This is a genomic window from Pseudoalteromonas piscicida, from assembly GCF_002744175.1.
Classification (GTDB): Bacteria; Pseudomonadota; Gammaproteobacteria; order Enterobacterales; family Alteromonadaceae; genus Pseudoalteromonas; species Pseudoalteromonas piscicida_B.
In genome coordinates, this window is the sequence record NZ_NKHF01000001.1 from 16544 (window position 1) to 33588 (window position 17045).

A 17045-nucleotide genomic window follows, 5' to 3' on the forward strand; every position below is an offset into this window, starting at 1 on the left:
GCTTAATTTGCTCCCTCAGCCAACTCTTCGATCAGCTCCTGCCGTAGCTCTTGCATCAAGGTTTCCTCTATCACCCGAGCAACCCCCAAAATAGTTGGATCTTTGAAAAAGGAAGCCGGTGACAAGGTGACCGAAAACTTATTACTCAATTGCGACATCATTTGCACTCCCATTAAAGAGTCGCCGCCTAGCTCAAATAAGTTGTCGTGAATACCTATTTGCTCTATTCCCAACATGGCACGCCACACTTCTTCAATGCCTGTTTGCAAATCATCCTCAGGTGCCACATAGGGCGTTGACAACTCAGGGCGCTCATAACCAACATGGCGAGGTTTAGCCTCTGCTACCGCTAAGTCTGCATCTAATAAGTTACCTTTTGTGGCTTCCAATCGAGCAGGAAGATCGAGTGTTGATACAGCAACTTGTGGTAATACTGGCGCACTGAGAATGCGCTCCATTATTTCAATCCCTTGTTGAGGCGCGATACCAACTCCATCAGGCATATCCATATCACCCGCCATGCCTACCTCTCGCCAACTATCCCAGTTAACCGCCAAGACCGGATATCCACCAGTTTGTGCAAACCGCTGAGCATATTGCTGCGCGGTCCCATCTAGGTAGGCATTAGCTGCGGCATAAGCAGCTTTAGACAAACCACCAGCAATACTGGCAAGCGATGAACACAACACCATAAAGTCCAGTGGCTGCTCGCTAAATAAAGACAACAAATGTTGCGTACCCACAACTTTGGCAGCAAACATCTGCTCCACAAAGTCAGAGCCCGTCGAGCTAATCAAGGATGTAGCACCGCTACCAGCAGCATGGATCACCCCATTTATTTGCCCAAACTGCTGGTGTGCTTGTGCGACAACCTCAGCCATTTGTTCAAAGTTCGCGACATCCGCCTGTTTAACTAGTACCTGTGCACCAAAAGATTCCAATTGTGCTAATTTTTGTAGCTGTGTTTCTGAAGGTGTACTGCGACCAAGTAAGATTAGTTTAGCTTGGTAGTGCTCCGCTAAATGTTCAGCCATTACCAAGCCAACGCCACCCAAACCACCGGTGATCAAATACACCCCACCTTGACGATAAACCGCTTCTTGTTGTTTAGGCTTAGGCGTCACTTCAAAGTCCATTACCCAGCGATGATAAGATCGATAAGCGACTACTTCACCCGCCTCCGCATGCTGTTCTGCTAATAACCAATCGATCCAATCACCATAAAGTCGTGTGCCAAAATCCACCAGTTGACATTGCATGTGTGGAAACTCTTGTGGGATTACTTTACACGGCCCCAGCAACATAGCCTGAGCAGGTAATATCTCATCATTGCCCGACACATCGGCCAACCTTTGGGTCACCACACTCAAGTTTACTGGTAGACCTAGCTGTTGTGATTCAAGCGCTTGAGCGAGCGTCAATAAACTCATCATGCCCTGCTGTTGAACAAGGTTTACGTCATCCGCAACTAAACTCCACAGATGAAAGATGTGGGTAACAGGGCCAAAAGCTTGATTAACAGCAGCGAGCAGTTGTTGATAGTCGCTCAACTGTGCCGCACGGATCACAAATTCATGATTAGATTTTTGCTGAAACTCAAGACCCAACTCTACGCGAACCACCTTGTTAGTCTGTGTACACAGCTTATCAAGGAGCTGATCACAGGCAGTGTGCTTAGTTTCAAACAATAGAGTACAACCCAATTCAAGCGGTTGGGTTAAATCAGGTACTGAGCGTTTATATGAAGGGATGTAACACCAGTGTTCAATGGGTTTTGGTGCCAAAGGATGATGGTTGTTTTGTGCCACAATGTTCGCATCGGCTTCAATCCAAAAACGTTTTCGCTCAAATGGATAAACAGGTAGCGCTACGCGATGAGGTGTTTGCTCGTACAAAGCATCCCAATCAATCTCTACACCTTCAACCCATAAACGCCCCACGGCTAAGGCAAAGTGTCGCTCTGTCTCTTGCGCTTTTCTTGGATGTGGTAACGAAGCGACAATACTCGTTTGAGCTTTTACTTCTGCATCCCGTCCGGCAAGTTGACTTAGCATATTACTTGGTCCCACTTCGAGTAACACGGTTTGCTCTAAGCCATTTTCTGACGCTGGATTGTCAAGATTGACGATAGTGCGAAGACCTTGGCTAAAGCGCACCCCTTGTGCTAAATGCTGCGCCCAATATTGAGGATCAGTCGCTTGTTGGTCGGTTATCCAAGTGCCTGTTACATTTGATACAAATGGAATGCTTGGGACGTTTCGCTGAACCTGTGCAATCAACTTACCCAGTTGATCGCCAGCATCACTTACCAAGGACGAATGGAACGCATGCGAGACATGTAATGGCTGCACAACTACCCCGTGTTCGGTAAGTGTATTTGATAGCGCCTCGATCGCTTGCTCTGCACCTGAAACAACACAATTTTCAGGGCTATTTACTGCGGCAAGCTCTACTCTATACTCAAGATTGTCGGTATCGAGATAAGGAGCTAAGGCGGCTTCTGAGAGCGCCACCGATAGCATGCAGCCCGGTGCTTGTGCCTGAATAAACTCGCCCCGCTTGGCGACCAGATATAGCGCATCTTCTAGACTAAATACGCCTGCAATACAAGCTGCAACGTATTCACCTATGCTGTGACCAATCATGGCACTAGGCTTCACTCCCCACGCCAACCACTGCTGTGCGAGCGCATATTCTACAGCAAATAATACTGGCTGAGTGACTGAGGTTTGTTTTAGTTGCGTCGCACCGTGCTCAACGTCCGCTTCATCAACAAAAATAAGGTCTTTAATATCTTGGCCAACATGGGCTAATAAGCCCTCTCTGCAGCGATCAAAAGCATCTTTGAATACCTTTTCTGACTCGTATAGCGTACGGGCCATATTAATATGCTGCGACCCTTGTCCCGGAAACATAAAGACAACAGGTCTGTCACCTGAAGTAGTTAACTGCCCTTGCACTCTTAGTTTACTAGCATCATCGCCCAAAGCAGCGCTAGCCTGTTCACTATTTTGTGCCACCACTACGGCACGATGGGTTAGACCTTTCCTACCAACTTGCAAAGTATAAGCACTGTCTTGCCAAAGTGATTGCTTGTCCGCTTGCTTGAACCAAGTTGCTAGCTGCTCACGACGACTCTTCAGTGCCGTATTCGTGTGCCCTGACAGGGGTAATATTTGCCAATTGCGCTGCGATGGCGTCGCATTTTGAACCGGCGGCTCCTCAAGCACCACATGTACATTGGTGCCACCAATACCAAATGAACTCACTCCTGCACGGCGGGGACCGGCTTCATTTGACCAAGGGAGTAGCTTGTCAGCGACATAAAACGGGCTGTTAGCAAAATCAATTTCCGGATTGGCTTGCTTATAGTGCAGGCTTGGTGGGATTTGTCCGTGTTTAACACTCAGCGCTGCTTTTATCAGCCCAGTAACACCAGCAGCTGCATCGAGGTGTCCCACATTAGATTTTACCGAGCCCACAGCACAATATTGTTTGTTATTAGTATCTGCCCGGTAAGCTCGGGTGAGCGCAGCTATTTCAATGGGATCGCCGATAATGGTGCCCGTACCATGGGCTTCAACATAGCCTATGGTATCCGCTGGCGTATCTGCCATTTCTAGTGCTGCGGCAATAACTTCAGCCTGTCCATCCACGCTTGGGGCGGTGTAGCCAGCTTTAGTATTACCGTCATTGTTCATCGCTGAACCTTTGATGACTGCGTAAACCGTATCTCCATCGGCCATTGCATCTTCTAAACGCTTTAATACAACCACCCCTGAGCCCGATCCAATTACCGTTCCTTGCGAATCAGCATCAAATGGGCGGCAATGACCATCCGAGGACAAAATAGCCCCTGGCTGATAGATATAGCCCCCTTGATGCAAAAAGTTTAGCCATGAACCGCCTGCCAGTGTCATATCAGACTCATAGTTTAGTAATGACCGAGTTGCCATATGCACCGCAGCTAGTGATGTTGAGCAAGCAGTTTGCACGGTCACAGCAGGACCTTTTAAGTTCAGCTTGTAAGCTAACGTCATGGTCATCGCGTCTTTATTGTTACCATTCATCAATGCTTGCAGCTGAGATATATCACTGAGATCACTAAAACGACCGCTTTGCATTAAATTAGCGATTAAATAGGTATTAACTCCACAGCCACCGTAAACCCCTATTGGGAATTCACACTTTTCACTGTTATACCCCGCATTTTCAAGCGCCTGCCAGGCAGTTTCTAAAAACAGACGTTGCTGAGGGTCCAGCTCCTCCGCTTCGCGCGGAGAATAACCGAAAAATGACGCATCAAATTTGTCCTGATCGGGGAGTACGGCACAGCGGGGAACAAAATTAGGGTCCGCTATCATTTCTTCAGGTACACCAAGGTTACGTAACTCTTCCTCTGTGAACGCTTGGATTGACTCGACCCCATTTTTTAAATTTTCCCATAACGCGTCTACATTCTCTGCGCCGGGGAAGCGACCTGCTAGACCCACAATGGCAATATCTGTGCTTGAATAAGTTTCTGTAGTCATGCTTAGCTTTCCAATTTTGTGCGTGTTTTTTTCAAGAAGGCTTGGCGCTGACGCTGACCGCGCGCCGATGCTTTTTTCATTTCTTTAGCTACTGCTTGCTGTGCTTGCGCTGCGCCTTCTGGTGTGCGTTGTTCAAAGTAAGTTGTCATGGCACTTACTGTGGTCATATGGAACAGGTCCAACATCGTTAGTTTGCAGTTAAATTCAGCTTCTAGACACAGCTGCATTTGACCGAACAATAAAGAATGCCCCCCTAAATCGAAGAAGTTGTCGTGTAAACCTATTCGCGCATTGTCGATACCCAGTACATCAGACCAGATGGAGGCGACTTTTTTCGCCAAACCACCTGTAGGCGCTTGATGACTGTCACCAGTCCCCCAAGTGGGCTCAGGAAGGTTATGACGATCTATTTTACCGTTGGCAGTAACAGGCAGATTTGCGGTCACGGTTATACAACTCGGTACCATGTAATCTGGTAGTTTTTGCAGCAGGCTCTGTTTAAGCATTTGAGCACTTGGCAGCACACCGTGAGAGTTAGATTGCGCACCAACATAGGCCACCAAATGCGTACCACAATGACCATGCTGACCATGTTTATCCTTTGCTAATACCACCGCTTCATTTATTTGCGGCAGCGCCATTAACTGGGCTTCAACCTCACCTAGCTCTATACGGAAGCCACGGATTTTCACCTGATGGTCTATTCGTCCTAAATACTCTAACTCTCCTTCCTGATTCCAACGTGCTAAATCGCCAGTTCGGTACAAAGTGCCACCATGTTGACCAAACGGATTGGCAACAAAGCGCTCAGCAGTCAACGCTGGACGGCCCAAATAACCACGAGCAACACCATAGCCGCCAATGAAAAGTTCGCCACTTGCGCCTTGTGGTACAGGATTTAGATCAGCATCTAAAATGTACGCCTCACGTGCGCCAATTGGCTTGCCAATTGGTACGGTACTGACATCATGCATCTCATGAGCCAAGCTTAACCAAGCTGTTGGAGTAATGATGGTTTCTGTTGGACCGTAAGCGTTAACAATCCGTGGGGCCGAAAACGCTCGGTGAGCATCTTGATAGTCGGTACGGCTAAACTCTTCACCACCAACGATACAAGTACGAATCTGCTTGCAGTCGCTTAAGTGCGGTGTCAACAGACGTAAGTAGGCTGGAGGTAAGTGTAACGCAGTCACCTGATGTGACTGAATCACTTCCCTAACCGCTTCGACACTCAGCTGCGCTTTGCTCACTATCACCAAAGCGCCTCCTTTTATTAGGGGTGTCATCCACTGCTCGCCTGCGGCATCAAAGTTAATTGAAAAGAATTGCAACTCCCGATGTCGATTGTCTACTCCGTATACATCAGCCATGTTTTGAATATGCATAGAGAGCGCACCATGAGGGACCGCAACCCCTTTTGGTAATCCCGTTGAGCCCGAGGTATAAATCACATAAGCTAACTGTTCGCGGTGTAACACAACCGCAGGATTAGTCATTGCAAAATTGCTTAACTTCAACTGCTCGTAGGCAACGACTTCCACTTTATGTTCAGTTGCGGGAATGTGAGAAATGAGTACTTCATTGGTCAACACCAGCTTCACTTCACTGTCGCTAACCATATGAACCAACCTATCCTTAGGGTAAGACGGATCCAGAGGCACGTATGCCGCTCCCGCTTTCCAGATTGCAAATAGGGCAATATACATTTCAACCCCTCGATCAAGAGCCATACCGATACGATCTTCCGCCCTGATCCCCTGACTTAGCAGATAATGCGCTAATTGGTTTGCTCGTTGATTTAACTCGGCATAACTGATGGTTTGGGTATTAAAAATAAGCGCGGGGGCATCTGGTGTACTTAGCACTTGCTGCTCAAACAGCTGAGGCACCGCTAACTCACTGACTGTCACACCTTGCCCTTGTCCAATTTGTTGTAACCACTCTCGTTCTGCTTTGGGTTGTATTGAGAGCTGTGCCAATGTTGTCTGCGCAGCTTCAACCATCACATGAAGTAAGCTCACATATTGTTCGGCCATACGAGCAATGGTTTGAGGTAAAAATAGTGTGGTTGGATAAACAAATTCTAAGGCAACTTGATCATTTTCTAACTCATACGTTTCGAGTGTTAAGTCAAATTGCGGTGCAACTTCCAGTGACTTCCAAGTGTTATCGGTTGCGCTTGTTAATGATTGCCAAGCCCTTGTATCATGCTCTGTATGACTAAACATCACCTGAAAAAGTGGATGTGTATCAACACTGCGTTCTGAAGCAATCGCCTCCACAAGAAGTTCAAAGGGGACATCCTGGTTTGCTTGCGCACCTAGTATCGCCATTTTAACTTGCTCAACGATCTCTAATAACGAAGATTTACCGTTTAACTTAGCCGGGATAACATGCGTGTTAACCAAAAAGCCTACCAGGTCTTTTAGCTGTGGTAAGTGACGATTAGCAACGGGGATTCCTACACGAATATCCTGCTGACCGGTAAACCGATAGAGCAATACATGAAAGCTGGCTAGCATCACCATAAACAAGCTGGCATTTTGCTGTGCCGCTTGGCGACGAAGCTTTCTTACCAGCTGCCCGGGCAATACTAAGCTGTAATTTTCGCCTTGTGGTTGTGCACCTTTTTTTAGTGACTGTGCTTTGTTAATTCGAGGGAAGTCTGTACACAACTGTAAAATAGGTTGTTCATCACTTGCGAGTAAAGCTTGCCACCATGCTAATTGCGCTTGCGCTTTTTCTGAGCAAAGATACTCTCTTTGCCATATCGCAAAGTCTCGATATGTAATTGCAGGTTTACGAGGTGCTTCAACGCTTGCATGAGTTAAATATATATGTGCGAGTTGGTCTAGCAGGATTTGCATCGATACCCCATCGGCAATGATGTGATGCATCACAATAACCAGCTGATAGCCCGAGTCTCCTAAGTGAATTAAAGCAGCCCTTGCTAGGTTACCAGCACGCAAGTCAAACCCTTGCTCAGCTATTTTAGAGACCTGTTCAGCTAACACTACTTCGCGCTGTTGCAAAGAGTACGCGCTCAAATCAATTTCTTGCATTGGCCAGCTGCCATCTTGAGAAACATATTGCACCGCCTTTCCTTGCTCATCTGAACCAAACCGCGTACGTAATGCCTCATGCTGGCTCACCAATGTATTAAAGGCCTGCTGCATGCGCTCAGGATCAATATTTTGGTGTAAGCTAATGCGGGCACCAATATTATAAGCACTGCTTTGCGGCTCGAGCTGCCATAGGAACCATAATCTAGTTTGTGCATGAGACATCGGGACAGCCTGCTCAGGCGCAAACTGTTGTGCTGTGATCTGGTGAGCTGACAGCACACTTGGAGATGTACTCGACTGACTTTTTGCAGCAGCTAAGATAGCATCGGCCTGCTCTCCTAAGCGCAGGCAATGAAATAGCGTTTTGGTGTCAAACGTTACTTGCCATTGCTGCTCTATGGCATGAATAAGCTGTACTGCTTTAAGTGAGTTCCCACCCTGTGCTAGAAAGTGTGCCTCTCGACCAAAATGACCTTCCACTTTTAGGATGTGCTGCCAAATACTCGATAATTTTTGCTCGTGCTCAGATAAGGGTTCAGGCAACAAAGCCGCCGCCAATTCACTACCTCGGACCAAACGATTATGTGCATAAATGGCATACGCCTTGTCACACTCTTGCTCTGGTAACTCACCATCCAGAGTCTGTGCTGCGGCCTCTTCCCACATCATCTTGCAGGCGCGTCGCTGCAACTTACCGCTGGAAGTTTTCGGTAAGCTTGCGGGCTGCATCATTAGCACGCCAGTTACCGCCTCGTCACAAAACTCAGCAACCACTTCCTTTAACCGCTCAACTAATACCGTGGGACTTACTTGACGCTGAACCTTGCGTGCAATTTCTAGTGCAACGCCCACCCCTTCGATGTTGTTATCAGTAGCCGCAAATACCGCAATACGACCTTTACGTGCATACTCAAACTCGACTTCAATGATTTTCTCAATATCTTGTGGGTAAATATTTCGTCCATGAGAGATGATGACGTCTTTGATCCGACCTACGATATACAATTGACCGTCTTGCAATACGCCCAAGTCACCGGTGCATAACCAGCGCAGCCCCTCATGTTCAACGAAGGTCTCAGCCGTAGCCTCTGCGTTTTGCCAATAACCCAAGGTAATACTCGGCCCCGATACCCAGATTTCACCAACCTGTCCTTCCGGAATTTCAGCATTAGTTTGCGGATCTGTAATACGGACGATATGCTCTGAAACTGGAACACCGCACGCGACTTGTTTAATGCCACGCTCGCTTTCCTGAGCGATCCCGCGTGCAAGCGAGGCCATTGATAGTGACTTTACCACCAATCCGGCTTGTCTTTGTGGCCCGGTAACAAATAGGGTTGCTTCGGCTAGACCATAACAAGGGTAAATAGATTGTGGGTTAAAACCTGCCAGCTTTGTGCGTTCAAAAAAGCTATCGAGCGTATCAACTCTTACTGGTTCTGCACCACTAAATGCAATAAGCCAAGAAGATAAATCAAGCTCAGCCATCGCGCTTGGTCTTATTCTTTCGACACACAAACGATAACCAAAGTCAGGTCCGCCACTAATCGTCCCTTTGTGTCTAGAAATCGCTTGTAACCAACGAATTGGTTTCTCGATGAAATAACGAGGAGACATCAACACACACTTAGAGCCATTGAATATTGGTAGCAGCAATCCTGCCATTAGCCCCATATCATGATAGAGCGGTAACCAAGACACCACGACCTCATTAGCCAACATCCCACACCCTTCACTAATGGCAATTTCATTCGCGATCAAATTGCCATGACTAACCATTACGCCTTTTGGTGCAGCGGTTGAGCCTGAGGTATATTGCAAAAACGCCAATTCTTGCGGCTCTGGTGCACATGCTTGCCAAGAGGTTTCGTCTTGCTCACGCAATTGATCTACAAATAACAAGCTGGAACCCGTTAGCCCTGATTCTGACATTTCTTGTTCGGCTAACTCTACGAGTTCTCTATCTTCAGAGTGCGCTAGAATCGCTGTTGCTTGGCAGTTAATACCAATTCCGACGACTCGCTGAATATGTTGGGAGCGCGATGATTCCGGGACAAATAATGGCACAGCAGTCAACCCCGCATATAGACATGCGAAGAAGCTGATCACGTAGTGCTCATTATTATCCAACATGAGCAACACGCGATCACCAGAGCGACAATGTTGCTGCAATTCAGCTGCTAAGCATTTGCTTTGCTTATCTAATTCACCATAGCTGAGTGCGCTTTCATGCAATTCTCCATGCTTTTCACTTACCACCACTAATGCAGTTTTATCCGCTTGTAATTGCGCAAGATGCTGTAAGTGTTCAACCATGCTTGTGGGTTTATTCCCCGTGAAATATGGGTTTAGTTGTAATGGCTTGTGTTGCATTATGCAGCTCTACCTCTATTTATTAATGTGGGCTCGCAACTCAATTATCTGAGCTTCGGATAATTACTCGCTATCTAGCGCTTACTACATTGGATTCGCTTCTAAAATTTGATGCGAGGCCTACTCACAAGTCACCTTGGTGCGCATAGTCATGCTCTGCCATCCACTGACGCAACGAAGCTGGACGCATGTCAGTCCAATGCTCGTTAATGTAACGTTGAACATCCGCCTTACTGCCTTGAACTCCAGCAACAGCTTGCCAGCCAGCGGGTACTTCTTTCCAATTCGGCCAAATTGAATATTGTTCTTCTTGATTAATGAGTACGATAAAAATTTCATCTTCACGGTCAAAACAGCTTACAGACATGATCTCTCCTAATAAGTATGGCTCTGCGCCTTAACAATCGGCTCTAATTCAGTGCAAACGTCAATAGCAAGTACACATTGGCTCAATAGCCGTGCTATACCGATGCTAAAAACCAATAAGTTTGTGATATTGCCTCTGTAGACGATGCGAAATAAGAATTGTTTAAGGAAAAATGCCACTGTATTTAAATTTTTAATGCAGTTAGCGTTAGGTTTTCATTCTCAAAATAAGCAGGTAATAAGTTGGGTAGGTATTACGTCAAGTAGGTCTTAGATATGATTAACCTAAGCTCGGAACAACAAGTTACTCTGGAGGTATTGTTATTCCGAGCATAAACATTAAATTTATTTATTACTGACAAGGCAAAAGCAAGGCTTAGCGCCTGAACTAACTATGCAGCAGCCTCATTACCTTGATAAAGTTGACCATGCTCCATACGTAATAAGCGATCGGCACAATCAAAATACTTATCGTCATGGGAGATTACCAGTAGTGTTTTACCCTGCGCTTTAAGCTCAGGAAGTAACTGCCGGTAAAATACTTCCTTAAAAATAGGGTCTTGATCTGCTGCCCACTCATCAAATACTAAAAATGGACGCTGCTCCAAGTGCGCCACAACCATCGCCAATCGCTTTCGTTGACCTTGTGACAAGGCTCGGGTAGAGAAAGCCCCATTGGCCACGTGCACTTTACGGTTAAGTTGCAATTTCTCTAGTAGTTCGTTTGCCGCAGCATCCAATTCAGCGGAAGGAATATCTAGCAAGTCTTCAAACAAGTAAAAATCAGAGAAGATAGCGGAGAATAGCTGTCTATATTCATCTAGGTTTTCAGCATGGATAGCTTGCCCATCCAGTCGCAATTGCCCAGTATTACTTTTGTATAGCCCGACTAACATTTTTGCTAATGTCGTTTTTCCACTCCCATTTCCGCCGACTAAAAAGACAATTTCACCAGGTTTAAACGATAAATCTATTGGGCCTAATGTAAATAAGTCATCTGAAGGCTCGTGATAAAATTGATGCGTCAGTCCGATTAATTCTAGCTGCTGGTAAGACGAAGGAGCATTCGGCAGTTGCGGCGGGTTATCACTGTCAGTAAGATGCTGGGTAACAGCTTCAATTCGGGCCGCGGATGCTTTAGCAATATTTGCTGCGGGAAGCGCTTTTAATAAGTTCTCTAATGGAGCAATCATATAAATAAACACCAATGCAAAGCCGGTCAATATTTGGGTTCGCTCAGGGGAGTCTGCAACCAATACAAACAATACCGCGCCGATAAATGCATAAATTAAAAAATTCCCCCATGCGGTGGAAATAACAAATACTGACATCCCAACAGTGCGTTGCTTGCGCACAGTTTCAATAGAGCCTCCCAGTACTGTATCGGCAAATCTTTGTCTCTTGTTTGCATGTAAGCGTAACTCTTTCGCCCCATCAACTAGAGCACTAAAATGTCCAAATAGACGATCTTGTTCTTTTGCTGCGCGGTTTAAATACCCTATGGCTTTGAGGTGAACAAGATGGTAGCCCACAGATCCAAGTCCCAACACAACCAACGCCATAACAAAAACATGCCAAGATAACCATGCAATGTAAGCCATACAACCAATCACTATGATACCGTTGACAACAATCACGGGTAAGCGCACAAAAAATTCAGCCACTTTTAAGCAGTGCTCAGATAAGGCCGATTGCACTTTAGCAGCTCCCACCTCTTCAAGTTGACGGTAGTCCGCCTGAATCACTTTTTCAGAAATATGTCTTCTAAGCACAGCATGTGCTTGTTGACTCAGTCGCTCAAACAAGGTCGAAGCAACGACCTGAAACAATAGCACCGCCACGACTAGACCAACAAAAATACTAATATAATGGTTAGCTTCTTGTACTGATGAATTTAAAACACTATTAATTTGGGTCAGTAACAATACAGCACATACTCCGCAAATAGCACTCGTGACCACAGCTGCACATAAAAGCCATTTAGATTGACGAATTAAATACCCAAGCACGCGATTTCCTCATAATTCAATAACTGAGTCTGATACTTACCAGACGACTTATTGGTAAAGTTGTTTACATAAAGCCTAAAAAAAACCTGAATTTGTCCCCTTACCCAGGCACTGCTGAGGCTTAGGTGATAAGTGAATGGCTTAACTAGGGTCATTATCATCCTTAAAAAAAGAGTGGAGTATTGTCAGGTAGATTTGCTCAATTTTTATTAAGTCATTAATAGGTAAGCACTCATTAGCCTGATGTATGGTGTCATTCTTCACGCCGCATTCAATGATTTGGGTATGTCCGTTGGCAAAGAAGCGACCATCTGATGTGCCACCGGCAGTATTAACGATGGGATACCTTGCGGTGCATTGCACAATTGCATCTTCGACTAAATTCAGAAATGCGTGTTCGGTGTCTGCACTGGTGTAATATGGGTTACAGGCTCTTGACCAATCAACACTTAGATTATCCTTAAAGCTTGCAAGGCTACGTTCAATCATTGCGATGATTTCTTGGTTGCAATAACCATGACTATACCGAACATTAAAATTGACTTGGCAAGCCTCTGGCACAATATTATCGACGTCAGTCGTGGTTGTCACACCTGTCACTTGGAGCGTAGTTTTGACATCAGGTTGGTCTTTTGACCATGCTAAGTCACATAATATAGCGACCACTTTTCCTGCAATATGCGCAGCATTAACCGTTTGCTCTGGATAAGCAACGTGACCGGCTTTACCAGCAATTTTTATAGCGCCAGAAATGGAGCCTCTACGGCCATTTCGGATCACATCCCCGACTCTAGTGTGGGAGGTTGGCTCTCCAACAAGGCATGCATCAATGGTAACTCCCGCTTCACCAAGCCGCTCCACAATCTGCTTAGTGCCATATTCTGCTTCTCCCTCTTCATCAGAAGTAAGTAACCAATAAAAAGTCCCTTTTAGTTTTTCTGCCGAGGATAACAGCACCCGAGTGGCACTCAACATTGCCGCGATCCCCCCTTTCATATCAGATACGCCTCGACCGTAGATAACCTCGTCCACGACTGTGGCCTTGAACGGATCTGTATGCCAATGCGCTTTTTCAGCAGGAACAACATCCACATGGCCCGAAAATGCGAAACTAGGCCCCTCAGAAAAACACTGTTTAGCGATTAAATTACGGACGCCATTTACTTCAAACCAGGTTGTTTCGAAACCTAATTCTTCGAGATACCGCGCCATCGTTATGATCAGTCCTGAATCACAAGGCGTTACAGAGGGCGCTTCGACCAGTTCTTGTAAAATGCGCGTGGCGGTACTTTGTAGCGATATTTGATTATTACGTTCTTGCATTTATAGCCTAGTTCCAAAGCCGAATATAAAGTTTCATGGCACTCCGTGAGTTAGGTAGCACCATCACACTCTGATATTGACGAAACTAAGCGTGTTTTTTTTATGCTTGATGATTAATTTATAGCAGCAGCACAACTGGAGGGTCATAAATCACTAAAGAAATAAGACTCTGTGTCGTCATCATTACTAATCCTAAAAAAGTCTTAGCCCTTGTTTTATGCTGCCAAACTTGACCCCTTTTTTTAAGCAACCGTATCAGGCCTACGCACGGGGAGTCAGCCTGCAATCGTCGCACCCAACGCTAGATTTTGCTGAATTCATTACATCAGCGCATTTTGTTGACCATGTTACTCATTTTAGCCGCCAACAGGGGGTTATGAGGCCGAGAGCTCAGGCTTCGGTTTGGCATATGCATTACACGCTCAGTATTTTCCCTAGCATTATCGTTAGTCAATCATTGCTGAAGATCTCATTACCTCTACAGTTGCATGAGCTTAGTTATGAACCTAAACACATGCGTATTTTATTACCAAGCCAAGGTTCTGAGTGTTTAATGGATAATACAGATAGTCGCTATCGAGGCTTACTATTCGACCACTTGTCACCTTTACACGATTGCTTACAGGAGCAATTTGGAGTAAAAAAGCGCACACTGTGGAGCAACTGTTTTTATAGATTAAATGATCTGTTTGAGACCATTGTGCAGATTGTAGGTCCACATCCAACCCTAGTAACGGACCGTCAAATACTGAACCATGCTGATAACATAGCGCAACTCAATAATCCGCTTAAGTTTAAAACAATAACTTGTCATGACAAAAACGGTCACTACCAGCTGCGCCCAGAATGCTGTCTCCTTCACCAAAGAGAAGATGGCAGTTACTGCCATGATTGCCCGAAACACAAGCATCATATGCATCACGTCAAAGCACGGCGTCATAAAACGCGCTAATCTGGTAGTTTACGCGTCTACTAGTCGTACTGAGGAAAAATATCTTGATAAAACGAGTGTCTGTCGGCCATCACTAATGTTGCACGCTTGTGAGGAAAGTCAAATTCAAATTGACTGTGATAGCCAAGCTCTGCCATTCGAGTTAGCAACCTTTCATTATCATGGCGAGGTTCCAATACAATACGTTGTGTTTGTGGGTCTGCTAAGTAAATTAAGTGGCTCAAACTTGTCATCCAGACGCGAAAATTTTCAGGGCCTCGGCAAGACGATTCCCCCACCAGCAAATGAATGCCTCTGTCTCGCGGTTGCCATTGATAGTAGCCACATAACTTGTCTAACTCAGCCCAATATACTTCAACATAACCAAAAGGCTTGTCATCAAAATACACGACGAGCGGCAAGCTAAAATTATCTTCTAATCGCTCTGTAAGATATTGCCACTGTTTTTCTTCCGACCATGCCTGCTGCCAGAAATGGGCAACTCTAGGATTGCTCATCCATTGGCAAAATAGTGGTAAGTCTTCTTTAGCGATGAGCTTAAAGCGCACCGTCTTGTTGAGATGCTGGTTATAGTAAGCGGCTAACTCCATGCCTTGTAGAGACGTTTTATCGCCACAGGGGAATTGCTGCCAGAGAGGGTGAATTGAATACATACTTTTCCACTTAAATTAAACGCTCAGGTCGTTGCGACTCGAAGTACAACGCTTGATAGTAAATTGAGTAATGTGTAGTGAGTTTGTATATAAGACGATGGAGAGTTGAATTAGTTTACAAAAAATCTGTTGGTAAGCACGCTGAAATACACCCCAACGTGCATAAACATATCTGTTTCTACGGCTTTAAGGCCACTTTTCTATCGTTATAGTAAGCAATGAGGTCATCAACGGTTTGCTGGCAGTATTCGCGGATCCCAGACACTAACATGTGCTTTTCACCATAACCGACTTTTTTACCATTCGAGAGCAAATTAAAACGAAGATTGATTTTGCCACGCTTACCTTCATAACTAAACTCAGGTTTGGCGGCTTCGAGTGTGACTTCAGAAACCGAAATATCATCCATATGAATCGCCATCGACTCATAGATAACCATAGGTCTGGCAGGATTAATCATCACATCTTGTTCACCCATTAATGGAATGATCACATGTGGAAAAGTGGTGCCAGAGAATTCGACGTAGTTTCTTGTTAAGCTATTAATTAGCGTTGCGCACGTGCTGGTTTCACCAGAGCGCGACACCGATAACATCACTTTATCATTCGCGGTGATATCAAATTGTGCTGCGCCTTGTGGTAACGTGAGCGTGGTTGTTTCGTCAACCATGCCCACGAAGCTAAATTCCATATTTTCGCTTAAGCCGTAATGCTTTAACACTAATGAGAAAAGTAGATCCCCTGGTACACAAAACTTCTTGGCATCGATGTCGTGTAGTGGGTTGTAGTCGTCAGCGACCCCTTTTGCAAACAAACTTCCTTGCTCTCTGGTGATAGTAATTTGGTTTGCTTGTTGTTGATAATACGGTTCTAACATCGCTACTTTTCTCTAACCTCTCTAATAAAACTGCGCTATGTTACCAGAATTTTTAGCAATAGAGGTCATATCTGTTATAGATAATCTGTTAATGGATATTACAGCAAGCTCTGAAGCGGCTCAGCTCCCCAAGTCAGCAACAGTAAGACAGATAAAGCAATAAAAATAACGTAAGCTAGCAACCCTGATTTCATCGCAGGCGTACTCACGGCATGTTCTTGCTTCCCAGTTAGTAGAGTTTTTACTAAATTTTGGCCCTTTAAGCGATAAACTACGATTGCGACGATGTGCAAAACAATTGCCGCAATTAGCAACTCGACATTGCTATGGTGAATGTCACCTGCCAACTCAACCATATCATAAGAAACATACTGTGCTAGCGGCCCTTCAACTAAAATATCATCGGTAGTCATCAGGCCCGAAACGAGCTGGACAATAATCAACACAAAAAATAGCAGTACCATTAAACTGCCTGCTGGGTTATGTCCAACATGGCTTTGTTTTGATTTAATGGCCGCCAAAATGGCTTTTGGGGAATGAAATAAGGCACTAATTTTTGCTGTTTGACTGCCAATAACGCCCCAAACTAGCCTTGCTGCCATCAGAGCTAGCAACAAATATCCCGTAATAAAGTGAAGATCCATCATGCCCTCTTCACCGGTGATGTATAAGGTTACGAGTCCAGCCACGAGTAGCCAGTGAAAACCACGAATAAATCCATCCCACACTTTGGTCATAATCTATTTGCCCCTTAGATAAAAAACCCGGTAATGATGACAGGTTCTAAATCGCAGTACAAAGACTTAAGACCGAATGACAATTTTTGTTGATATAGAACAGCGTTTTGCTCCCCAATTACGCACCAAAAGCGAGTGTTCGTAATACCAACCGACGC

At 45.3% G+C, this 17045-nt stretch carries 9 protein-coding genes; 1 reads left to right on the plus strand and 8 read right to left on the minus strand.

Annotation, left to right across the window (positions count from 1 at the left end):
* Positions 1–2: 2 nt before the first annotated feature.
* From CEX98_RS00045 to dapE, 5 genes are all read right to left on the minus strand, one after another.
* Positions 3–4532: an SDR family NAD(P)-dependent oxidoreductase gene (locus CEX98_RS00045; RefSeq protein WP_099640105.1), complete on the minus strand. Its 4530-nt coding sequence runs from the start codon at positions 4530–4532 to the stop codon at positions 3–5.
* 2 nt (positions 4533–4534) lie between these two features.
* Positions 4535–9970 carry a non-ribosomal peptide synthetase gene (locus CEX98_RS00050; RefSeq protein WP_099640106.1) on the minus strand — a complete coding sequence of 1812 codons (5436 nt, stop codon included), beginning with the start codon at positions 9968–9970 and terminating at the stop codon, positions 4535–4537.
* Between the two features lie 124 nt (positions 9971–10094).
* Positions 10095–10337 (minus strand): MbtH family protein, encoded by a 243-nt coding sequence (locus CEX98_RS00055; RefSeq protein ID WP_099640107.1) that lies wholly within the window; start codon positions 10335–10337, stop codon positions 10095–10097.
* A 391-nt stretch (positions 10338–10728) separates the two neighbouring features.
* A complete protein-coding gene (locus tag CEX98_RS00060) occupies positions 10729–12345 on the minus strand; it encodes a cyclic peptide export ABC transporter (RefSeq protein WP_099640108.1) in 1617 nt (538 codons plus the stop codon).
* 141 nt (positions 12346–12486) lie between these two features.
* Entirely contained in the window at positions 12487–13668 is a 1182-nt protein-coding gene (gene dapE / locus CEX98_RS00065; RefSeq protein WP_099640109.1) for a succinyl-diaminopimelate desuccinylase, read from the minus strand.
* A gap of 229 nt (positions 13669–13897) precedes the next feature.
* On the opposite strand from dapE, the gene fhuF reads away from it, so the two are divergent.
* Positions 13898–14620, plus strand: coding sequence for a siderophore-iron reductase FhuF (gene fhuF / locus CEX98_RS00070; protein ID WP_172439695.1), 723 nt, complete (start codon positions 13898–13900; stop codon positions 14618–14620).
* A gap of 20 nt (positions 14621–14640) precedes the next feature.
* Here the strand turns inward: fhuF and CEX98_RS00075 are convergent, their stop codons facing one another.
* The 3 genes from CEX98_RS00075 to CEX98_RS00085 all read right to left on the minus strand — a co-directional run bounded on the left by CEX98_RS00075 (position 14641) and on the right by CEX98_RS00085 (position 16887).
* Positions 14641–15273 (minus strand): GNAT family N-acetyltransferase, encoded by a 633-nt coding sequence (locus CEX98_RS00075; protein WP_099640111.1) that lies wholly within the window; start codon positions 15271–15273, stop codon positions 14641–14643.
* A 178-nt stretch (positions 15274–15451) separates the two neighbouring features.
* Positions 15452–16150 (minus strand): DUF3581 family protein, encoded by a 699-nt coding sequence (locus tag CEX98_RS00080; protein WP_099640112.1) that lies wholly within the window; start codon positions 16148–16150, stop codon positions 15452–15454.
* A gap of 98 nt (positions 16151–16248) precedes the next feature.
* On the minus strand, positions 16249–16887 hold the full coding sequence (locus CEX98_RS00085) for a cytochrome b/b6 domain-containing protein (RefSeq protein WP_099640113.1): 639 nt from the start codon (positions 16885–16887) through the stop codon (positions 16249–16251).
* Between the last annotated feature and the right edge of the window lie 158 nt (positions 16888–17045).